Here is a 20,317-nt window from a genome sequence, read left to right on the forward strand (position 1 = left end):
TTTTACAATGAAAGCAATTGTTATAGGGATATTGGCATCATTTTTCTTTGCCTTTACCTTTGTTTTAAACCGGGCAATGGATCTAGAAGGTGGAAGCTGGATTTGGAGTGCATCATTACGCTATTACTTTATGGTTCCAATGCTTTTACTCATTGTTGTGTATAGAGGGAATTTAAAGCAACTCTTGCAATATATGAAAAACAATCCGAAAGAATGGCTGCTATGGAGTATCGTTGGATTTGGTCTCTTTTATGCACCGCTTAGTTTCGCTGGAGCGTTCGGACCAGGTTGGCTCGTTGCATCAACTTGGCAAATTACAATCGTCGCAGGGATTTTGTTAACACCATTTTTTGCGGTCGACCCACTACATAAAAAACTTCCGATGAAGGAATTAGTTATGTCGGGCATTATTTTATTCGGTGTTGTTCTCATGCAAGTAGAACATGCCTCTTCATTAGGTATTCGTGAAACGGTTTTATGTGTAGTTCCTGTGCTTATTGCAGCATTTGCATATCCTCTTGGAAATCGAAAAATGATGCAAGTTTGTAAAGGGGAATTAGATGTATTTCAGCGGGTACTCGGTATGACATTAGCAAGTTTACCATTTTGGTTTATTCTATCTGGTTACGAAGTATCTACAAATGGATTACCATCAAGTAGCCAAGTTTTTCAATGTTTTATTGTAGCAGTTAGTTCAGGGTTAATCGCGACAGTATTATTTTTCTTTGCAACAGATCTTGTGAAAGATGATCCGCAAAAACTAGCAACAGTTGAGGCGACTCAGTCTGGTGAAGTTTTATTCGCACTAGTAGGAGAGTTAATCTGGCTATCTGCTCCAATTCCGTCATCTTTATCTTGGATCGGTATGAGCCTTGTTATTATCGGAATGATACTTCATAGTTATGTAGCGGTTGTTGTGAAGAAAGAAGAAAAAATAACGGCGTAAAAAGATTAGCTCTTTTATAAAGAGCTAATCTTTTTTCGAAAGGGATGGAAGTATGAATTTACAGCATGTTGAACAAATTGAAAAAGATTCAATTTTAAATGTACTACAATATGCAGTCGGTCCAAGTGAAAGAAGCTTAAAGAAAGCAGTATTATTTTATCAAAGCAATAAAGGGACTTTGTACAACTATGAAGAAAAAGCTTGTATAGGTATTGAAGTAATCGGAGCAACTAAAGCACGAATATGTCATATAGCAGTGGCACCAGATTATCGTCAGAAAGGAATTGCACTGCAAATGATTAAAGGGGTAGTAAGAATATATCAATTGACTTATGTAGAAGCAGAGACAGACGATGAGGCAGTAGAATTTTATAAAAAAAGTGGTTTTCAGGTTAATAGTTTAGGAGAGCAATATCCAGGAATAGAAAGATTTCATTGTTATATGGAAAAATAGCATAAAAATATGCAAATATACATATTGTGTATAATTTGAAAAAAGTAAGATCCACAGTATATAATAAATGTATCTGGAAAATTATAGATAAAGGAAATTAGGTGTATAACACGTGAGAATGGATAAAAGTAAATTTATAAAAATTGCTACTTCAATAGGGGTGTCATCTTTTTTATTAACAGGTTGTGGTGATTATGAAGAAGAAACTGCTCAGCAAGAAAGTACAGCTGTTAAAACAGATGGTGCAAAACAAGGAAATGAACAAGAAACATTAAATTGTGATGATAAAGCGCCAACAAATGAAAATATAGAAACAGATGAGTTATGCAAGGAAAATAATCCGTCATTTTCATCTTATCATGAAAACTCTCATTTACCGATACTTCCATTTGTAGCAGGATATTTATTAGCGAGTAGAACCTCAAATATGAATTATATAGCAAAACCAAATCTAATGAAGAAACCGTATGCAAATAATGTTATTCCATATCGTGAAAAAGATGAACGTAGAACTAGTGGCGGTAGTAGTGGTAGTTATTCTGGTGGTTCTAACGGTAACAATAATTCTTCCAATAAAGTGGATCTAAATAAACAGCAGCCCAATCCATCCAATAAAGTAACACCAGATACAAATACACCAAAATCATCTACTACACAAACACCGAAAATAAACTCTGGTTCAAGTGGAATTGGAAACGCAAAAGCGCCAGCGGGATCCTAAAACGAAAGGGTAATGGAGTAATGTATACAGAACGAGAACAGGAAGAGTATATGAAAGTATGGTTTTCACTTGCAGAAGAGGCTAGTAGGAATGGTTTCACTTGGCCTAGTCTGTTAGAGAATGAAGAATGGAATCAATATATGGCAACAGGGATGTATCGCATGCCAGCAAACACTTATACTGCTATCTCAAAAGCGACAGAAGAAATCATGTATGTGCTATATAGAACGTATCAATATATTGTAAATACGACAGAAGATTTTCAAAAACTTGGATTCCCAGCTGAAACGTGGGAAATGGCGAGAATGAAACACAATGGTTTATTTTCATATTTTACAAGGTTTGATTTTATCGTAAATGGTGACGATATAAAATTAATAGAAGTAAATTGTGATACGCCAACAGGCTATTTAGAACCGTCTGTCGCAAATGAAGTGTTATGCCGTTATCATGATGTAAATCACCCAAACCATATAGAAGAGCATATTGTGCAGGCGTGGGAACAAATTAAACATGACTATCATATAGGCCCTGAAGAGACGATATATTTTACTAGTTATGAGTGGCACGATGAAGACAGTCAAACGGTTCAGTTTTTAAGAACGTATTGCTTAGATCAATCAACGGACTATGTAGGAATACAAGACATTGTCGTTGCGGAAGATGGTATATATACGCCAAGCGGAGAAAAAATAAAATATTTATATAGACTTTATCCAATAGAGTATCTAGTATCGGACGTCGATAAGAATGGAAAAAGGATTGGTTTGCAATTTTTAGATCATATCGCGCAAGAGAGAGTGAAAATTATTAATCCACCAGCCGCGTTTGTTATGCAAAACAAAAGTGTACTCGCATTAATTTGGAAGCTTTATGAAGAGAATGTCTTCTTTAAAGAAGAAGAGCAAGATATTATTTATAAATACTTTTTACCAACGTATTTTTCAAATAAGCCATTTCTAGAAAGGAATGAATCATACGTTTCAAAACCAGTATTTGGTCGTGAAGGTGGCGGAGTATCTATATACGAAAACGATGAATTATTAGCTGAAGATAAAACAGAGTATTACTTTGAACAAAGGAAAATATACCAGCAATACATAGAAATGCCTGACTATACCATTGACACATGGGATGGTCCATATACTGGTAAACTATTAATTGGCTCTCACTGTATAAGCGGCAGAGCAGCAGGCTTATTTTTACGTGTTGGTGAGAAAATAACGGGAAACTTATCAATGTTTACTGGGGTTACAATTGAAGGGTAAAGTAAACAAAGAGCTCATTATTTGTGATGAGCTCTTTTGTCCATTTATAAAACATTTTTTTATCCCGCATTAACGGGCAGTAAGACCCTCATCTCAAAATTCAGCGAGAACAAAGAAATTAGGTGGGGAATCAACTGCTCGTAAAATCCCGATTGGCGAGGGATGATTAAAGTTTCACTTTATTGTTGGGTTGTAAAACTTTCAGCTTCTTTTGGTATTCTAAATCGATATACCATAATTCAATTATTTTCTGTATAATAATATTGCCATTTTTTATAGATGTGAAAAATGATTAAGTTAAAAATTAAGAAAAATATGATAATATATGTATATAAAAGTTTAAATTTACGTGGTTAGTGGGGGAACCGATATGAAAATGAATGAAATAGTAGCAAGTACACAATTTCCAAATACAATTGAAACAATAACAAAAGATTTAAAAGCATTAGGAATCGAAAAAGGAATGACAATTATCGTTCATTCATCATTAAGTTCTATCGGGTGGATATCTGGTGGCGCAGTTGCGGTAGTAGAAGCATTAATGAAAGTTGTTACGGAAGAAGGAACGATAATAATGCCAACACAATCTTCGGATTTATCCGATCCGAAACATTGGTCAAGACCGCCTGTGCCGGAAGATTGGTGGCAAATTATCCGAGATAACGTCCCAGCATTTGATTCACGCATAACACCAACAAGGGGAATGGGTGAAATAGTTGAATGTTTTCGTACATATCCGAATGTAGTACGCAGTAATCATCCGTTAGGAAGTTTTGCTGCATGGGGAAAACATGCAGTAGAAATAACAACGAACCATTCGTTATCAATGAGCTTTGGAGAAGAATCTCCAATAAGAAAAATATATGATTTAGACGGGTACGTATTATTAATTGGTGTTGGATATGATTCCAATACGTCTGTTCATTTATCCGAGGTGCGTTCTGGTGCATGTGAGTTAATACAAGTAGGAGCACCTATTATAGAAAACGGTGAAAGAGTGTGGAAAGAGTTTGTTGAAATGGATTACGAATCGGATAAGTTTGTAGAAATTGGTGTAGAGTTTGAAAGAAAAGGAACTGTAAAAAACGGGAGGATAGGGAATGCAACGTGTCGTCTAATGAAACAACGTGATATTGTAGATTTTGGAACAGAATGGTTTCGTAAGAAAAATTAGTAAGGGATGGTTACAATGAAGGGGAAAAAGGTATTAATTACGAGCGGTGGTTGTCTAGAAAAATGGGATCAAGTACGCGGGCATACGAATATGGCTAAAGGAACGATTGGAAGAATAATTGCGGAAGAACTTATAACAAAAGGGGCACATGTAATTTATTTACACGGTTATTTTGCTGAGAAACCAAGTGATGTACATAGGGGATTAGAACTACACCCATTTGAAGGAATTGTTGATTTACAAGATAAAATGAAAAGTATCATCACACATGAAAAGGTTGATGCGGTCATTATGGCAGCAGCTGGATCAGATTGGGTTGTGGAGAAGATTTGTGATCAAGATGGTAATGTTCTTAATATGAACGGAAAAATTTCAAGTGATATAGCACCGATTATTCATTTTCAAAAGGCTCCAAAAGTGTTAAAACAAATAAAAGAGTGGGACCCAGAAACAGTACTTGTTGGTTTTAAACTTGAAAGTGATTTAAATGAAGAAGAACTGTTTGAAAGAGCAAAAAATAGAATGAAACAAGCTAGGGCGAATGTAATGATCGCGAATTCACCACAGTCTTTATATTCGCGCGGAGCTGTACATTACGTAATTGGACAAGATGGTAAAGGGAAGTTATGTAATGGGAAAGATGAAACAGCGAAAGAAATTGTCAAAAGCCTAGAGCTATTATGTAATCGTGTCACTGCTTTTTAAAATTAAGTTTTTAGATAAGAATGAATCCGCATAGTATATAAGTAAGCGAAACTTTAATTGGTGGGAATTTTACTTTTACACAAATGTGAAGCGTATACCAATCAAGAGCTATACACAGAATAATTGGTGAGGAGTGGATTCTATGGAACATTTATTAAAGCAAGCTATTAAACTTAGAAACGAAAAGAAATATGCGCAGTCTAAAGAGATACTTATAGGATTAACAAACTTTACGAAAGATGCAGAAGTACTGTATCAGTGTGCTTGGATACATGATGTAATGGGGCTGGAAACAGAAGCGGTTCCGTATTATGAGCAGGCAATCGCAAATGGACTTGATGGCGAATCGCTTTGCGGTGCTTATATTGGTTTAGGAAGTACATATCGTTGTATAGGGGAGTATGAAAAGGCGATTACAGTATTAGAAGCTGGGGTGAAAAAATTCCCAGAGAACGATCCGATGAAAGTATTTTTATCATTAGCGAAATATAACGTAAACGATCACGAATCAGCGATGAAATTATTACTTGAAACTGTCGTGAAAGTAGAGGAAGTAAAAGAATTTGAACGTGCCATTTCATTTTATAAAGACCATTTAAATGAGGTTTTTAAATAAAGGAGTGAAGGTATGAATATTGCACTATCGCGAAGGCGAAAAGGTGTTTGGATCGGACTCGTTTCTTTCATTATGTTATCAAACTATTTATTGTATGCCCTTCCAATTGTACCAGCTGCGCCGAAAGAAGTTGTACTTGGGTCATTATTAGATTGCGTGTTTGTCATTCCAATCATCACGTATTTCTCTATTATTCGAAAAAGATACTCGTTAACGTATGTATTTCCTGTTGTAATAGCTGGTTATATTTTTGCAAGATTTATTATTCCAAGCGACTATTTACAAGCTTTTTCATTCGTCTCGTATATTATTATTGCGGGAGAAATTGCATTTGTAGGTCTAGAATTATTCCTTCTCTATAAAATTGTAAGAGTGCTTCCTAAAATAATAAAAAGATATAAAGAATATAGAAGAAATTATTCTTCATTTTCTTATGCGATTGATGCAGCGTTTGACGCTACTATGAAAAGAGATAAGTTAGTAGATGTCATTCTAACAGAGTGTAAGTTAATCTATTATGCGTTTTTATCATGGCGTGTAAAAGTACCAACAGGTGAATCCGTATACTCATATCATAAAAAGACTGGTGCTATAGGTGTGTATATCATGATTATTCACGCAACAGTAATTGAAAGCATTGGTTTTCATTATTTACTACACCAGTGGAATCCGGTAATAGCTTGGATATTACTCATATTAAACGTATATGCAATGATTTATTTTATGGCTGAAATACAAGCAATGCGTAAAAATCCAATTATCATAAAAGAAGAACAAATGATTATTCAAATCGGATTAGGAAAGAAAATCGTTATGCCATTTACAAAAATTGATAATATTGCGTTCTATAAGGGTGATTTGCTGAGGGCAAAAGAAGGGAAAGAGGTATTGGATGCAACTGTTATGGAGTTCATGAAAGAACCTGCTATTTTTGAAATAACATTAAAAGAGCCAGTGAAAGCGCAGTTGTTATATGGTCTTTCTAAAACAGTAAGTCGTGTTCATTTAAATGTTGATGAAGAACGGAAATTTTATGATGCGGTTAAGGAAAAGTTAAAACATGAGTAATAGTGCAAAATTCCATCGTTCGTTTGGTGTATATGGTATTTGTATTGAAAATAACTCCATTTTAGTAATTGATAAATTAATAGGTCCATATAAAAACCGATATGACCTTCCTGGTGGGAGTTTAGAAGAGGGTGAATCGTTATTAACTGCACTACATAGAGAAATTCGAGAAGAAACTGGATTAAAAGTAAATGTTAACAAGCAACTAGGTACAGTTGATTTTCAATATCCTTCAAAGTATAAAGATTATACACATGTACACCATATAGCAGTTTTGTATTTTGTTGAAAAGTATGCAGGTGAAATTATAATACCAAAGCAATTCGAGGGACAAGATTCACAAGGCGCAAGATGGGTTTTTATAGAGGGAATTACAGAAGAAAATTCTTCTCCACTAGTTTATAGTGCTGTTAGTTACATAAAAACAAACGAGCTTCCGTTAAAAGTGAAAAAATATGAATCATGGATAGTGAAAAACTCCTTTTAAATAAGAAGGAGTTTTTCACTATGCTCATTTAAAGAATCCTATAAATGAATGTTTTATTTCTCTATAAAAAACATACTTAGTAAATATAGCTTTCACTTTTTGAGCAAAATAAGCTAGAACAATTAGAACTTTTTAGTAATTAGGGCACTTTTTAGTACCTATAGTACTTGAAAGTACGTACTTTTTATTATGTTAAATATGTTTCATAATGGAACCTGTAAGAGAAAAAAGTATAGTACAGCACTTTTAGTACTTTGAAATGGATACTTCGAGAAGGAGAGAAAATAAAATGAAAAATTTACAAAGTAAAACAGCATTACATAACGGTGTAGAAATGCCTTGGTTCGGTTTAGGTGTATTTAAAGTAGAAGAAGGACCAGAACTTGTAGAAGCGATTAAATCAGCAATTAAAGCAGGGTATCGTAGCATCGATACAGCTGCAATTTACGGAAATGAAACAGCTGTAGGTGAAGGAATCCGTGCAGGTATTGAAGCAACAGGGATTTCAAGAGAAGAATTATTTATCACTTCAAAAGTATGGAACGCAGATCAAGGATATGAAGAAACAATTGCTGCATATGAAGAGAGCTTAAAAAAATTAAAATTAGATTATTTAGATCTATACCTTGTTCACTGGCCTGTAGAAGGAAAATATAAAGATACGTGGAGAGCATTAGAAACACTTTATAAAGAAAAGCGTGTACGTGCAATTGGGGTAAGTAACTTCCAAATCCATCACTTACAAGATGTGATGAAAGATGCAGAAATTAAACCGATGATTAACCAAGTGGAATATCATCCTCGTTTAACACAAAAAGAATTACAAGCTTTCTGTAAAGAACAAGGTATTCAAATGGAAGCATGGTCACCACTAATGCAAGGTCAATTATTAGATAATGAAACATTGCAAGCAATCGCTGAGAAACACGGTAAAACAACAGCGCAAGTTATTTTACGTTGGGATTTACAAAATGGAGTTATCACAATTCCAAAATCAACGAAAGAACACCGCATTATTGCAAATGCTGATGTGTTTAACTTTGAATTAACGAAAGAAGATATGGAAAAAATCGATGCGTTAAATGAAAATCACCGCGTTGGTCCAGATCCTGACAACTTTGATTTTTAATTTAGTAAGAACATTGAATCATTTCTTTTGTTTATGATTTTATAAGAAAAAGTAGTTCCTCTTATTTTCTGTAATAAATAAGAGGAACTACTTTATAAACCATATACATTTAATTATCTATTCTAACAAATTTCAATAAGCTAAAACATAAATCAGGGAGGGATTTAAATGCATATACATTTAAAAGGAAAAACGGCACTTGTAACTGGCTCTACGGCAGGAATTGGGAAAGCGATCGCCACATCATTAGTAGCGGAAGGTGCCACTGTAATTATTAATGGACGTCGTGAAGAGATTGTGAATCAAACTATAAAAGAAATTCGGGAACAGTATCCTGATGCCGAGCTTCAACCAGCAGTAGCAGATTTAGGAACAGAACAAGGATGCCAAAAGGTTATTGAGAAATATTCTGAGGTAGACATACTTATTAATAATCTAGGTATTTTTGAACCAGTAGAGTATTTTGACATCCCTGATAAAGATTGGTTTAAACTGTTTGAAGTTAATATCATGAGTGGTGTTAGACTTACACGCTGGTATTTGAAAAAAATGATTGAAAGAAAAGAAGGTAGAATTATCTTTATTGCTAGTGAAGCAGCTATTATGCCATCGCAAGAAATGGCTCACTATAGTGCAACTAAGACTATGCAGCTTTCGCTTTCTCGTAGTTTAGCTGAATTAACTACTGGAACAAGTGTGACTGTCAATACTATTATGCCTGGTTCCACTTTAACTGAAGGAGTGGAGACGATGTTGCATAGTCTTTATCCTAATGAGAATTTGACAATAGAAGAGGCTGAAAAGCGATTTATGAAAGAGAATCGACCAACCTCTATTATTCAAAGGCTTATTCGACCAGAAGAAATTGCGGACCTCGTTACATTTTTAAGTAGTCCACTTTCCTCAGCCATTAATGGATCAGCGTTACGAATAGACGGAGGATTAGTACGTAGTGTATTTTAATTAACAAGTACACTGTCAAACAAAAAAATGTAGAGCAAGGGTTAATTATCGTAGAAACGATATCTGTGTCATACTTCACAGAAAATCGTCATCACAGGTTGAACTAACCGCGAATATCCATTTTTTAAACCATAGTGAATATACGAGGGGTTTCTTACATTCCTAAAGAAAAGAGCTACAATAATTTATACTCAGTTATTGTAGCTCTTTTCTATTTAATGATAGTACGAGAGTCTTTGTTTACATATAAATTAATTGAGCGCAATATATTTATAAATAACAAAAGATTAAACTACACTATCATTTCATGTCAACATGTATTTATTATAAAGTCACAACTACTTACTTCTTAATCATGAAATAAAAGGATATAATTAAGAAAAAATAAAATAAGAGGTAACAGGAAAGATGAATAGAGTATGTACATTGGGAAATGAGATTATAGAAAGAAAAATCCGGTATGATTCAACAATAGTAGATCACAATTGCTTATTACTTGAAAAGCAATCGCAAAGTATCGTGTTATTTCATGAGGTCCAGTATTCATTTACGATGGCTACAAATGATACAAAGTTAACAATTCCAAAAGGAAGTTATACAATCGCATATTACTGGGAGAATCGTCCGTACAATTTATACGTATGGAGAGATATTGAAGGGAATTATTTAGGTTCCTATTTTAATATCGTAAAAAATACACAAATAAAAGATGAAGTAGTTTCTTTCGAAGATTTAATCATCGATATTATGGTACTTCCGAATGGAGAATATTTCATATTGGATGAGGATGAATTACCAGAGCCGATAGGTTATTTTGAAGAAGGGTATGTAAAAGAAGCACTTTATACATTAACGGATACAATACAAGAATTGCTTCCTAAAATTATAATAGACACTACTCGTATCATTAAAAATACATAATGGTTATCAAAACCTAGTTGACTTATCGGAAATATTTGTATAATATGTAGTTAATTCTATAACAAGTGGCTGATTGGAGAAACCAAAGGCATTTCATTTATTGATGAAATGCCTTTGGTTTTTTTTAGTTACATAATATCTTAATCAATTAATCCAAATGATTCATATTAGGGAGGGTGAACGTGTGACAGTTTCAATTAACGGGGTGTCTAAGAAATTTTTGAAAGCGGTAGGTAATGTTCAAGTTTTAGAAAACATTCAATTTCAATTAGAGAAAGGAGATTTTGTTACAGTAATTGGTCCGAGTGGGTGCGGAAAAAGTACATTACTAAAAATCGTTGCAGGTCTAGATAATGATTTTGAAGGTGAAGTAGTTATTGATGGGGAGCCTATCGTAAAACCGAGTAAGAAACAAGGTTTTATTTTTCAAGAACATAGGCTTTTTCCATGGTTAACAGTTGAAGAAAATATAGCGGCAGATTTGTCGTTAAAAGAGAAGTATGTGAAAGAAAAGGTAAGAGAGTGGGTTGAAATCGTTCGGTTAGATGGCTTTGAAAAATCGTATCCGAAAGAAATTTCAGGTGGGATGTCACAACGTGTTGCGATAGCGAGAGCGTTGTTAAGGGATCCGAGTGTATTATTACTTGATGAACCTTTTGGAGCGCTGGATGCCTTTACTCGAAGTCATTTGCAAGAAGTATTGCTGAATATTTGGGAGCAGAAGAAAACAACAATGATATTCGTTACACACGATATAGACGAAGCGATCTATCTTTCAAACCGAATTATCATTATGAGTGCAAAGCCAGGGAAAATACATAAAGTGATTGAAAATCATCTGCCTTATCCACGAAATAAAACTTCTCAATCATTCCAGCAACTTCGAACGAAAGTATTACAGCAGTTTGAATATGGAGGATTGATTCAAACAAGTATATAGGAAAAGGATGATTTTATATGTATAAAAAATTTAAAGTTCTTTCTTTTGCTTTAGCTATATCTGTATTTTTATTCGGATGCGAAAAAAGTACAGCAAGTAGTAAGAAAGACGATGTAACAATACAAATTGGTATACAGCAAGGATTAAGTCCACTATTACTAGCACAGAAAAAGGGATGGTTTGAAGAGGAGTTTAAAAAAGAAGGAGTTAAAGTAAAATGGACAGAGTTCCAGAGTGGCCCTCCTTATTTTGAAGCAATCGCATCAAACCGGTTAGACTTTGGTGAAGTAGGGAATTCTCCAGTCATTTCAGCGCAAGCGGCAGGTATTGGATTTACCGAAATTGCGAATACAAGTTATGCAAGAAAAGGAACTGGAATTCTCGTTCAAAAAGATAGCAAGATAACGAATGTAAAAGATTTAAAAGGTAAAAAGATTGCAGTAGCAAAAGGAAGTAGTGCCTTTAATTTATTATATCGAGCACTTGATAAAGAAGGTATTGATGCAAAAGATGTAAATGTCATTCAATTACAACCAGATGAAGCGCAGCCTGCATTCGAATCAGGATCGGTGGATGCATGGGCAATTTGGGATCCGTTTATTTCGTTACATACGGTAAATAAGGGCGCGAAAGTGATTGCAGATGGTGAAACATTAAATGTCTCTTCACCAGAATTTTTAATTGCGAGAACAAAATTTACGAAAGAACATCCAGAATTAGTCGAGAAATTCCTTAAAGTTTATGAGAAAGCGCGTGTATGGCAAGATGCTAACTTAGATGAAGCAGTAAAAGTATACACTTCTGCAAAGAAGATAGATGCAGAGATTGTAAAAGAAGTGTTTAATCACGACAAACCAATTTTAGTTCCGGTAACGAAGGAGATAATAGCAGAACAGCAAAAAACAGCGGATTTTCAACATAAGCTTGGTTCTATAAAGAAAGAAATTAAGACAGATAAAGTTGTGGATAATTCTTTCGTAGAAAAAGCGTTAAAAGCGAAGTGAAAAGAGGTTTTGTAAAGTGGAAAATACGAAAGCTGTTATGAAACCAGCGAGTATAACGATTGAGAAAAATAGCGTAAAGAAAGTGCGGAAGTTAAATGTAAAAGCTTTAGTAAGGGCGATTACTATACCGGTTATTATATTAATAATTTGGCAGTTGTCTGGCGTATTCGGTCTTGTCTCTAAAACAGTTTTACCAACGCCATTAGATATTTTTCTAGCTTTCCAAGAACTTATTAAAACAGGAGAGTTATTCGGCCATTTAAGTATAAGTGTATTCAGGGCCGCAGCTGGTTTCTTTATTGGCGGGAGCTTAGGGGTTATTTTAGGAACGATTGTTGGATTTTCAACGAGAAGTGAGCAATATTTAGATCCATCTGTGCAAATGTTAAGAACTGTACCTCATTTAGCTGTTGCGCCGCTTTTCGTATTATGGTTCGGTTTTGGCGAAACATCGAAAGTGCTATTAATTGCAGACGGTGCATTTTTTCCTTTATACGTAAACGCATTTTTAGGTATTAGAGGTGTAGATTCAAAGTTATTTGATGTTGCGAGAGTATTAGAGTTTAGTAAACGAAAATTAATAACGAAACTAATTTTACCAGCCGCATTGCCTAACCTTTTATTAGGAGCAAGATTATCCTTAGGAGTTGCATGGGTGAGTTTAGTAGTAGCAGAACTTATGGGATCAACAGAAGGTATTGGCTATATGATTATGGATGCAAGACAATTTTCAAATACAGATATCGTATTTGTCGGCATAATTATCTTTGCATTTGTTGGGAAGTTTTCTGACTCTCTTGTACGTTTACTAGAAGTGAAATTTTTAAGATGGCGAGATAATTTTAAAGGTGAGACAGGGAATTAACATATAAAGTGAAACGCATCTCCCACCTAATTTCTTTGCTTTTGCTGAATTTTGAGGTGGGGGTCTTACTGCCCGTTAATGCGGGATAAATTATTAGGGGTAATTTATATAGAGTATTTTATTATACGTTTCAAAATAAATAAGGGGTGTGTAAAGACATGGAATTATTATGGTTTATTCCGGCTTATGGAGATGGTCGATATTTAGGAACGACAAAACGAGGAAGAGCGGCTGAATATGGTTATTATAAGCAAGTTGCACAGGCAGCTGATTATTTAGGATATACGGGTGTTTTACTTCCAACTGGTCAAGGGTGTGAAGACCCTTGGGTGTTAGCTTCAGCTCTTGCTGCTGAAACAGAAAAATTAAAGTTTTTAGTAGCAGTTAGACCAGGACTTATGTCACCGACAGTTGCGGCGAGGATGGCATCTACATTTGATAGAATTTCAGATGGAAGGCTACTTATTAATGTAGTAGCTGGAGGAGATCCAGTTGAACTACAAGGAGATGGGTTATATCTGGAGCATGATGAAAGATATGAAGCAGCGGATGAATTTTTGAAAGTTTGGAAATCGACATTGCAAGGTGAAACGATCTCTTTAGAAGGAAAACATATTAAAGTTACAGATAGTAAAGTTGTATTCCCACCAGTTCAAACGCCGTATCCTCCTATATATTTCGGAGGATCATCAGCTGCTGGAAAAGAAGTTGCTGCTGAACATAGTGATGTATATTTAACGTGGGGAGAGCCACCAGAGCAAGTAAAAGGGAAAATAGAAGAAGTAAGAAAACTTGCAGAAGAGAAGGGGCGTACAGTACGATTTGGTATCAGGTTACATGTAATTGTAAGAGAGACAGAAGAAGAAGCATGGGAAGAGGCAGAACGTTTAATTCAATATGTGGATAATGAAACAATTGAGCTTGCTCAAAAGACATTTGCAAGATATGATTCGGTTGGTCAAAAACGGATGACACATTTAAATAAAGGAACAAGGGAGTCGTTAGAGATAAGTCCTAATTTATGGGCTGGGATCGGACTTGTAAGAGGTGGTGCAGGTACTGCACTTGTAGGCGATCCGCATACAGTAGCAGAAAGGATAAAAGAATATGAAGCGTTAGGAATTGATACGTTTGTTTTATCAGGATATCCGCATTTAGAAGAAGCATATGAAGTGGCAGAATTGTTATTCCCATTATTGAAAGACGAGAAGAAACAAGAAAATAAAATTGTTGGTGAAATGATTGCTGATGCATATGCATTAAAAAAATAGTTGGAGATAAAAAACTCGCAAGTTTTTCGCTTGCGAGTTTTCATCGTAAACTATTAGAAAATATGGTAAAATTAAAGGGTAACTTAAGGTGCGGTTGGTTGTTCAATTATCACTTCTCCGAGTAGGAGGGGGGTGATAATACGTGAGTGAAATAGCGTTGCTACTGCAGGGTGGACTGTTTCTCGTTGCATTGTTAACGTTCGTCGTCGTTTTAATAGACAAGCTCAAAAAATAACAACCCACCTATGCTGATAGAATGTGGGTTGTTTTGTTTGTAAGAAAACAAATAGGATAAATGAACAATCCAATCTGCTAAGTTACGTGGACTAGTGTGTAGCCGCACACTAGTCTTTTTATTTATATACAATTAATAATTAGTTTATGTGATTGTATTGTTCTTTTCATGCTTATTATAACACAGTGTCTTTTCATCAAGAAAGGAGACCGTATGTTCTGATTTCTATTATATAGTAGGTGCTTTTTCTCTAAATAACCCATCCATATACTGTTTTAAACTTTGGACATAAAATTCTTGCTTATTTACATTATTTACACCAACAATTGGTGATGGAAGATTGTATTTCTTTTCTGATAAATGAACGACAACGTCAAAAATATCAAATAGACGAATGAAACAGAATAGCCCATCTTTATCGCTTAATAAAATAAAGTAATGGTTTTCACTACTTGTATTTAGCGTGTTCCATAAAGAACTTTTGCTTAAATCACGTACAATGCTTTTTTCTTTTAGTTCCACGAAATCTGCATTTGAAAGAATGGTAGAAATATCAATTGCATCTTGATCTTCAAAGTAGCCATCAACTGCTTGTACAGCGAATGCATAAGCCATTTTTAATATACTCATTTTATATTTACGGTTATCTAATAGTAATTCACGTTGAATAGAACTCGCAACCTTCGTTACACGTTCCTCTTTCCAAATTTCATTATGTAAGGAAATATCGTGCTTTTTACATAGTTTCATAATTAATGCATTAGAATAAAGAATTTCGTCGCTTACTTCGACAACATCAGTCTCAGCAGCCGCAAGTTCCTCACCGTGCTCATTCGTATAGAGTGGGGAATCAATTTGTCTTTTCATTTGTTCAATCTTAAATTGACTTAATTTATGCCGAATTAATGGACGATCAATATTTGTTGTCATTTGTTCATGACAAGTATCACAAATTGAGTTTGTGAAATAATATCCACATAATATTTCTGGAATGACATATTGTTCACTAAGTTCTTTCGTATCTTTTCTGCAAATGATGCATTGTGTCATTTTTATCACCTTTACCTGCAAATTTGTATGTAATCTCATTGTAGTGTATTTATTGGCATTTTGGAATATTCTAAAGGAAAATATTATGTGAAATTCATGTTTATTTTGGTACAATGAAGAGAAGTGCTAGTTTAAAGGAGGCCATTTTTTTGAAATCGAAAGTGCACTTTTGGACATTAGAAGTGCTAATGGTTGTAGGAATCATATTTATTTGCACAAAAATATCGTTTTTATTTCAACCGATTGGTATCTTCATATCAACATTATTTTTCCCAATCTTAATCGCGCTTTTTTTATACTTCATATTTAATCCTGTATTAATCTTTTTGGAGAATAAAAAAGTACCTAGAAATTTAGCGATATTACTGTTATATCTTTTCATCATAACATTAACTGCAGTTGGCGTTGGAGTAGTTGTTCCTACGATTTCACAACAGCTAATGGATTTAGTGAAAAATATGCCAGGCTATATAAAAGAGGGAAAAGTATACATACAAGAATTATCACATCATAGGCTGTTTGAATGGTTATCTACACAAAACTACGTTTCCATTGAAACAATTGAAAAAAATGCGATTGAATACTTAAAAGATATACCAAACACAATTACGTCGAGTGCAACGGCTTTATTTGGTATTATCACGAATGTCGCATTAGTTATCTTTACTGTACCGTTCATTTTATTTTACATGTTTAAAGATGGACATGCCTTTCCAGGAAAAGCAGTTAGCTTATTACCGGAATCATACCGTGAAGAGGGGCTTCGCATTATTAAAGAAACGAACGAAACATTGTCTGCATACATTCAAGGGCAAGCGCTCGTTTGTATGTTTGTAGGTGCGTTCACTTTTATTGGATATTTAATTATCGATTTACCATACGCTTTCGTATTAGGAATTATTGCAGCATTAACGAATATTATTCCTAACTTAGGTCCATTTATTGGTGCAGCACCAGCTGTTATTGTAGGCCTGTTCGTATCCCCGATGCAAGCTTTGTACGTAATTATTATCGTAACAATTGTACAACAGTTTGAAAGTAACATCATTTCACCGCGTATTATGAGTTCGAAATTAAACATTCATCCTTTAACAATTATTATCCTAATTTTAGGGGTAGGTAATTTTGCGGGAATCATCGGAATGATTTTAGCAGTGCCAGTTTATGCAGTAACAAAAACAGTTATTTCGAACTTAGTGAGATTGTTTAAGACGAAGAGAAGTAATCGGAAATAGTAAAAGCTGAGAAAGATACACCGCTTTTTAAGTGGTGTATCTTTTGTTTATAATACATATTTAAAAGTGTACTAATTTGATTTTATTATATATTTTTTATACATCAAATTCAGCAGAAAACTTGTGTGATATAAGGCTCTATAAAACTACGAGGAATCCCTCTGAACTATCCAAATCATTTCCTTACAGCGTGCTATCAACATCATAATCGACTCCTTTCAATTTTATATAGTTAAACGATTAAAGATGAGTGTAGTATTTGCTTCTACGATCTCGAATTTCATCAATAATTTGTTTATATTGTTGTTCTTGTTGTAATTCATTTTGAGATATCGTTTCTTTTTGAATCGTAATCGTTAAAAAGAAAAGGTGAAACTTCATATGTGAATTCCTCCTTTCAAATTGGAATTACAGATGACTACAGTAATGACTTTGTCTTTCTTTTACATGATCCATCGCTTGATTAATTTGTCGGTTATGAAGTATTTCAGACTCAGAAAATTTATTTTTTTGAATGGTAATTGTTAAAAAGAATACTTTAAATTTCATTGAATATTACCCCTTTATAAGTGATTTAGAAAAGACGAGTGTAGTAAGAAGATTGGAGTTCTTTTACTTCGTCCATAATAGTTTGAATGTGTTGCTCACGTAAAATCTCTTTCTGTGAAAGCTTACGTTTTTGAATGGTGATAGTTAAAAAGAATGCTTTAAATTTCATTAGATGTATTACCCCTTTATAAGTGATTTAGAAAAGACGAGTGTAATAAGAGGATTGACGCTCTTTTACTTCATCCATAATAGTTTGAATATGTTGCTCACGTAAAATCTCTTTTTGTGAAAGCTTACGTTTTTGAATGGTGATAGTTAGAAAGAATGCTTTAAATTTCATGAAGATATTACCCCTTAAAAATATATTTTTAATACATGTGCGTATAGTATGAACTTTTAATGTCAGTCATTTTATCAGTCAGTTGTTTTAATTGTTGTTTACGACTGATTTCAGCTTCAGATAAAGTGTTTTTCTGAAGTACAGTTGTAAAAAAGAAAATATGAAAAGTCATAAATGAATTCCTCCTTTCGAAAAGGAATTACAGGTGATTACAATAAAGCGCTTGACGCTCCTTAACATCATTCATAGCTGTTTCAATTTGCTCATTATGAAGAATTTCATCTTTGGAAATTGTATTTCTTTGAATCGTAATACTTAAAAACAATACGCTAATAGTCATTGAATGTTGCTCCTTTCTTTGGAAAATAATGCAAGAGACTAAAAAACCGCACAAAAAAACCACAGGAAGTTACAGTTCTCCTATGGCTGGGCGTGAAAAAGCCACAGGAAAGCATACGACCTCCTGTGGCGAATTTATGAATTAAATGAAATAAAGTACGATTTTCAATTCTCCATTAGGGTGGTCGAATTCATATTTAATTGTCCAGAAAACATAGGTGCAGTTAACGCTAAAGTTAATGCATGTAATTGTAATTTCATCATTTCTTTCGACCTCCTTTTAGAATTTTTTTCTTACGTTAGTAAGTATATACAATTAATGGATAATTGTAAACATAAAAAATGAAAATTTTTAATTTTGATTAAAATGCGTATATTTAAAAAGGGATTTGAAAATAAATATTGTAATTAACGAAGTATCGATAAAAATGGGGGATGCTAAATGAAATATATGCATCGTAATGTGCTCGTTATGCTAACAATTTTTTTATTTATTACTGCTTGTTCTAACGGAAAAAGAATAAAAGAAGTATCTGATGTTGAACCTGGTGATTTTAAGAAATATGCTGGGACATACGTTGGTAATAATTCAGATGTGGTTGCAATTGTTAATAATTTACCCGGTGGTGAAACATTTCAAAGTATAAGTCTAGAAAATGAAAGCATAAAAGTGAACTATGGTGCAAAAGAGAATGGAGCCTTTACAGAAGATATGGTTGAGACATATTGGTTTGATGGGAAGGATACGATGAAGAAGAATTTTCTCTTTAACATTATTTATCTTGTAGTTTTAGTACCAAATGCAAACAGTTACGAGTTTCAGGTAGAGAAGAAGATTTATGATGAAAAGGGAGGAAATACTATCAATCTTGCATGAAAAATTTGATGATTTTCCAAAAGAAGATGATATATGGGATAAAAAGAAAGTAGTAAAGTTTCTTAACGATAATAATGAAAAAATTACAATGCTTGTGGATGGTAAAGATTTTCGGAAATCTTTATTTGCTAAATATCCAGTTCAGCAGCTGAAATAATGGGAGGGGAAAAGGTGAAGTTAGTATACAAAATTACTTATCATAGAATGCAAGACCATTATTTACCTAAGTTAGTACAGACGATTAGGCTTGTTGGTCGAGAAGAATTGTGGAAAGAAAGGGAGGCTGCTAACTCAATTGGTGGAATAGTATTGCATATTTGTGAACATATACAGAGAAATACTAGTCGTTATAAAAATCTAAATATAATTTTTGAAAATGGAATTGAAGAATATTTTCCCGTAAAACAAATAGACTCTGAAGCTTTGCTAAAAATTGTTGAAGAAATATTTGATCAATGGGGAAAAACATATATACAAGTATGGGAAGAAAAAAGGCATATCGATCTTCATAGTTTATTACATTTAGTGGAGCATACAAGTTATCATTTAGGGCAAGTAGTAGATCGTACAAAATGTATTGAGGGACAACAGTTTCATTTTTTCCAAAATGGTATAAATGAAAAGAATTTGAGAACAAGAGTTGAAACTTCGAACTTTTAGAAAGAGAGTCATTCTTAAACGAATGATTCTCTTTTTTTGTAAAGGGAATTTATGGAAAGAATAATTCGTTGTGATATGGTTAATTACATAAGTAACGAACCTATGAACCTAAGGTGGTGAAAATGTGAAACCTACTCTGGAGCAAAATAAGTTAATATACTTACAAATTGCAGAAACGATTGAATCTGATATTTTAAAAGACATATTACTTGAAGAAGAACAAGTTCCATCGACAAATCAATTTGCGAAGATGTTACAAATTAATCCAGCTACTGCAGCTAAAGGGGTAAATGTATTAGTGGATGAGGGGATTTTATATAAAAAGAGAGGGATTGGGATGTTTGTTACAAAGGGAGCGAAAGAAATCGTACTTAAAAAAAGACAAAATACTTTTATGACCGAATATTTACCTAAAGTGTGGGAAGAAGCTAAAGTGCTAGAAATATCGAAAGACGAATTGATGGACATGATTCAAAAAATTACAAAGGAGGGAAAATAGA

The 20,317-nt window shown here is 33.8% G+C and carries 27 protein-coding genes and 1 pseudogene; 21 read left to right on the forward strand and 7 right to left on the reverse strand.

What is annotated here, in order from left to right; translation table 11 throughout:
* Window positions 1–7 precede the first annotated feature (7 nt).
* The 17 genes from COK05_RS03695 (at window position 8) to COK05_RS31615 (ending at window position 14,767) form a co-directional block, all read left to right on the forward strand.
* Complete coding sequence (locus COK05_RS03695) at window positions 8–946, forward strand: DMT family transporter (protein ID WP_098611503.1); 939 nt, start codon at window positions 8–10, stop codon at window positions 944–946.
* 52 nt (window positions 947–998) lie between these two features.
* Entirely contained in the window at window positions 999–1,400 is a 402-nt protein-coding gene (locus COK05_RS03700) for a GNAT family N-acetyltransferase (RefSeq protein ID WP_098611504.1), read from the forward strand.
* A gap of 112 nt (window positions 1,401–1,512) precedes the next feature.
* Window positions 1,513–2,121, forward strand: coding sequence for a hypothetical protein (locus COK05_RS03705; RefSeq protein WP_098611505.1), 609 nt, complete (start codon window positions 1,513–1,515; stop codon window positions 2,119–2,121).
* Window positions 2,122–2,141: 20 nt separating this feature from the next.
* On the forward strand, window positions 2,142–3,389 hold the full coding sequence (locus COK05_RS03710) for a glutathionylspermidine synthase family protein (RefSeq protein ID WP_098611506.1): 1,248 nt from the start codon (window positions 2,142–2,144) through the stop codon (window positions 3,387–3,389).
* A 376-nt stretch (window positions 3,390–3,765) separates the two neighbouring features.
* On the forward strand, window positions 3,766–4,563 hold the full coding sequence (locus tag COK05_RS03715) for an aminoglycoside N(3)-acetyltransferase (RefSeq protein WP_141538886.1): 798 nt from the start codon (window positions 3,766–3,768) through the stop codon (window positions 4,561–4,563).
* 15 nt (window positions 4,564–4,578) lie between these two features.
* Window positions 4,579–5,268, forward strand: coding sequence for a phosphopantothenoylcysteine decarboxylase domain-containing protein (locus COK05_RS03720; protein ID WP_098611508.1), 690 nt, complete (start codon window positions 4,579–4,581; stop codon window positions 5,266–5,268).
* A 142-nt stretch (window positions 5,269–5,410) separates the two neighbouring features.
* Window positions 5,411–5,884: a tetratricopeptide repeat protein gene (locus tag COK05_RS03725; RefSeq protein WP_141538884.1), complete on the forward strand. Its 474-nt coding sequence runs from the start codon at window positions 5,411–5,413 to the stop codon at window positions 5,882–5,884.
* Between the two features lie 12 nt (window positions 5,885–5,896).
* The gene (locus COK05_RS03730) at window positions 5,897–6,952 is read left to right on the forward strand and encodes a hypothetical protein (RefSeq protein ID WP_098611510.1); all 1,056 of its coding nucleotides are present in this window, start codon (window positions 5,897–5,899) and stop codon (window positions 6,950–6,952) included.
* Window positions 6,945–7,439: an NUDIX hydrolase gene (locus tag COK05_RS03735; protein ID WP_098611511.1), complete on the forward strand. Its 495-nt coding sequence runs from the start codon at window positions 6,945–6,947 to the stop codon at window positions 7,437–7,439. Before COK05_RS03730 ends, COK05_RS03735 begins: the two co-directional genes overlap by 8 nt.
* Before the next feature lie 289 nt (window positions 7,440–7,728).
* Window positions 7,729–8,568: an aldo/keto reductase gene (locus COK05_RS03740; RefSeq protein ID WP_098611512.1), complete on the forward strand. Its 840-nt coding sequence runs from the start codon at window positions 7,729–7,731 to the stop codon at window positions 8,566–8,568.
* Between the two features lie 168 nt (window positions 8,569–8,736).
* The gene (locus COK05_RS03745) at window positions 8,737–9,531 is read left to right on the forward strand and encodes an SDR family NAD(P)-dependent oxidoreductase (RefSeq protein ID WP_098611513.1); all 795 of its coding nucleotides are present in this window, start codon (window positions 8,737–8,739) and stop codon (window positions 9,529–9,531) included.
* 408 nt (window positions 9,532–9,939) lie between these two features.
* Window positions 9,940–10,452 (forward strand): DUF402 domain-containing protein, encoded by a 513-nt coding sequence (locus COK05_RS03750; protein ID WP_098611514.1) that lies wholly within the window; start codon window positions 9,940–9,942, stop codon window positions 10,450–10,452.
* Between the two features lie 184 nt (window positions 10,453–10,636).
* A complete protein-coding gene (locus COK05_RS03755) occupies window positions 10,637–11,392 on the forward strand; it encodes an ABC transporter ATP-binding protein (RefSeq protein WP_098611515.1) in 756 nt (251 codons plus the stop codon).
* Between the two features lie 17 nt (window positions 11,393–11,409).
* Window positions 11,410–12,396, forward strand: coding sequence for an aliphatic sulfonate ABC transporter substrate-binding protein (locus COK05_RS03760; protein WP_098611516.1), 987 nt, complete (start codon window positions 11,410–11,412; stop codon window positions 12,394–12,396).
* Between the two features lie 16 nt (window positions 12,397–12,412).
* The gene (locus tag COK05_RS03765; protein ID WP_098611517.1) at window positions 12,413–13,261 is read left to right on the forward strand and encodes an ABC transporter permease; all 849 of its coding nucleotides are present in this window, start codon (window positions 12,413–12,415) and stop codon (window positions 13,259–13,261) included.
* 158 nt (window positions 13,262–13,419) lie between these two features.
* The gene (ssuD, locus tag COK05_RS03770; protein WP_098611518.1) at window positions 13,420–14,532 is read left to right on the forward strand and encodes an FMNH2-dependent alkanesulfonate monooxygenase; all 1,113 of its coding nucleotides are present in this window, start codon (window positions 13,420–13,422) and stop codon (window positions 14,530–14,532) included.
* Window positions 14,533–14,674: 142 nt separating this feature from the next.
* Window positions 14,675–14,767: a putative holin-like toxin gene (locus tag COK05_RS31615; protein WP_001289320.1), complete on the forward strand. Its 93-nt coding sequence runs from the start codon at window positions 14,675–14,677 to the stop codon at window positions 14,765–14,767.
* Between the two features lie 228 nt (window positions 14,768–14,995).
* Here COK05_RS31615 and COK05_RS03780 read toward each other — a convergent pair whose 3' ends face one another.
* Window positions 14,996–15,817 (reverse strand): HNH endonuclease, encoded by an 822-nt coding sequence (locus COK05_RS03780; protein ID WP_098611519.1) that lies wholly within the window; start codon window positions 15,815–15,817, stop codon window positions 14,996–14,998.
* Window positions 15,818–15,966: 149 nt separating this feature from the next.
* Here COK05_RS03780 and COK05_RS03785 point away from each other — a divergent pair, with 149 nt between their 5' ends.
* On the forward strand, window positions 15,967–17,052 hold the full coding sequence (locus COK05_RS03785) for an AI-2E family transporter (RefSeq protein WP_098611520.1): 1,086 nt from the start codon (window positions 15,967–15,969) through the stop codon (window positions 17,050–17,052).
* A 240-nt stretch (window positions 17,053–17,292) separates the two neighbouring features.
* On the opposite strand, the gene COK05_RS03790 is transcribed toward COK05_RS03785, so the two are convergent.
* From COK05_RS03790 to COK05_RS03815, 6 genes are read right to left on the reverse strand one after another with little or no spacing between them, the layout of a single operon-like run.
* Window positions 17,293–17,433 carry a YrzI family small protein gene (locus tag COK05_RS03790; protein WP_098611521.1) on the reverse strand — a complete coding sequence of 47 codons (141 nt, stop codon included), beginning with the start codon at window positions 17,431–17,433 and terminating at the stop codon, window positions 17,293–17,295.
* Window positions 17,434–17,460: 27 nt separating this feature from the next.
* Window positions 17,461–17,601 (reverse strand): YrzI family small protein, encoded by a 141-nt coding sequence (locus COK05_RS03795; RefSeq protein WP_098611522.1) that lies wholly within the window; start codon window positions 17,599–17,601, stop codon window positions 17,461–17,463.
* Between the two features lie 25 nt (window positions 17,602–17,626).
* Window positions 17,627–17,770, reverse strand: coding sequence for a YrzI family small protein (locus tag COK05_RS03800; protein WP_098611523.1), 144 nt, complete (start codon window positions 17,768–17,770; stop codon window positions 17,627–17,629).
* A 27-nt stretch (window positions 17,771–17,797) separates the two neighbouring features.
* Window positions 17,798–17,941, reverse strand: coding sequence for a YrzI family small protein (locus tag COK05_RS03805; RefSeq protein ID WP_098611524.1), 144 nt, complete (start codon window positions 17,939–17,941; stop codon window positions 17,798–17,800).
* Window positions 17,942–17,969: 28 nt separating this feature from the next.
* The gene (locus COK05_RS03810; protein WP_098611525.1) at window positions 17,970–18,113 is read right to left on the reverse strand and encodes a YrzI family small protein; all 144 of its coding nucleotides are present in this window, start codon (window positions 18,111–18,113) and stop codon (window positions 17,970–17,972) included.
* Between the two features lie 27 nt (window positions 18,114–18,140).
* Window positions 18,141–18,281: a YrzI family small protein gene (locus tag COK05_RS03815; protein ID WP_098611526.1), complete on the reverse strand. Its 141-nt coding sequence runs from the start codon at window positions 18,279–18,281 to the stop codon at window positions 18,141–18,143.
* A gap of 441 nt (window positions 18,282–18,722) precedes the next feature.
* Here COK05_RS03815 and COK05_RS03825 point away from each other — a divergent pair.
* The 3 genes and pseudogenes from COK05_RS03825 to COK05_RS03835 all read left to right on the forward strand — a co-directional run bounded on the left by COK05_RS03825 (window position 18,723) and on the right by COK05_RS03835 (window position 20,316).
* Window positions 18,723–19,314 (forward strand): annotated as a pseudogene (locus COK05_RS03825) (DUF4825 domain-containing protein).
* Between the two features lie 14 nt (window positions 19,315–19,328).
* Complete coding sequence (locus COK05_RS03830) at window positions 19,329–19,817, forward strand: hypothetical protein (protein ID WP_098611527.1); 489 nt, start codon at window positions 19,329–19,331, stop codon at window positions 19,815–19,817.
* Between the two features lie 124 nt (window positions 19,818–19,941).
* Window positions 19,942–20,316 (forward strand): GntR family transcriptional regulator, encoded by a 375-nt coding sequence (locus tag COK05_RS03835; protein ID WP_098611528.1) that lies wholly within the window; start codon window positions 19,942–19,944, stop codon window positions 20,314–20,316.
* Window position 20,317: the final 1 nt, after the last annotated feature.

Origin of the sequence: Bacillus cereus (assembly GCF_002567495.1) — a bacterium.
Taxonomy (GTDB): domain Bacteria; phylum Bacillota; class Bacilli; order Bacillales; family Bacillaceae_G; genus Bacillus_A; species Bacillus_A cereus_AQ.

Coding starts and splice junctions, on each gene's coding strand:
- COK05_RS03695 (WP_098611503.1), top strand. CDS start 8: ATGAAAGCAATTGTTATAGGGATATTGGCATCATTTTTCTTTGCCTTT.
- COK05_RS03700 (WP_098611504.1), top strand. CDS start 999: ATGAATTTACAGCATGTTGAACAAATTGAAAAAGATTCAATTTTAAAT.
- COK05_RS03710 (WP_098611506.1), top strand. CDS start 2,142: ATGTATACAGAACGAGAACAGGAAGAGTATATGAAAGTATGGTTTTCA.
- COK05_RS03715 (WP_141538886.1), top strand. CDS start 3,766: ATGAATGAAATAGTAGCAAGTACACAATTTCCAAATACAATTGAAACA.
- COK05_RS03720 (WP_098611508.1), top strand. CDS start 4,579: ATGAAGGGGAAAAAGGTATTAATTACGAGCGGTGGTTGTCTAGAAAAA.
- COK05_RS03725 (WP_141538884.1), top strand. CDS start 5,411: ATGGAACATTTATTAAAGCAAGCTATTAAACTTAGAAACGAAAAGAAA.
- COK05_RS03730 (WP_098611510.1), top strand. CDS start 5,897: ATGAATATTGCACTATCGCGAAGGCGAAAAGGTGTTTGGATCGGACTC.
- COK05_RS03735 (WP_098611511.1), top strand. CDS start 6,945: ATGAGTAATAGTGCAAAATTCCATCGTTCGTTTGGTGTATATGGTATT.
- COK05_RS03740 (WP_098611512.1), top strand. CDS start 7,729: ATGAAAAATTTACAAAGTAAAACAGCATTACATAACGGTGTAGAAATG.
- COK05_RS03745 (WP_098611513.1), top strand. CDS start 8,737: ATGCATATACATTTAAAAGGAAAAACGGCACTTGTAACTGGCTCTACG.
- COK05_RS03750 (WP_098611514.1), top strand. CDS start 9,940: ATGAATAGAGTATGTACATTGGGAAATGAGATTATAGAAAGAAAAATC.
- COK05_RS03760 (WP_098611516.1), top strand. CDS start 11,410: ATGTATAAAAAATTTAAAGTTCTTTCTTTTGCTTTAGCTATATCTGTA.
- ssuD (WP_098611518.1), top strand. CDS start 13,420: ATGGAATTATTATGGTTTATTCCGGCTTATGGAGATGGTCGATATTTA.
- COK05_RS03780 (WP_098611519.1), bottom strand. CDS start 15,817: ATGACACAATGCATCATTTGCAGAAAAGATACGAAAGAACTTAGTGAA.
- COK05_RS03790 (WP_098611521.1), bottom strand. CDS start 17,433: ATGAAGTTTCACCTTTTCTTTTTAACGATTACGATTCAAAAAGAAACG.
- COK05_RS03795 (WP_098611522.1), bottom strand. CDS start 17,601: ATGAAATTTAAAGTATTCTTTTTAACAATTACCATTCAAAAAAATAAA.
- COK05_RS03800 (WP_098611523.1), bottom strand. CDS start 17,770: ATGAAATTTAAAGCATTCTTTTTAACTATCACCATTCAAAAACGTAAG.
- COK05_RS03805 (WP_098611524.1), bottom strand. CDS start 17,941: ATGAAATTTAAAGCATTCTTTCTAACTATCACCATTCAAAAACGTAAG.
- COK05_RS03810 (WP_098611525.1), bottom strand. CDS start 18,113: ATGACTTTTCATATTTTCTTTTTTACAACTGTACTTCAGAAAAACACT.
- COK05_RS03815 (WP_098611526.1), bottom strand. CDS start 18,281: ATGACTATTAGCGTATTGTTTTTAAGTATTACGATTCAAAGAAATACA.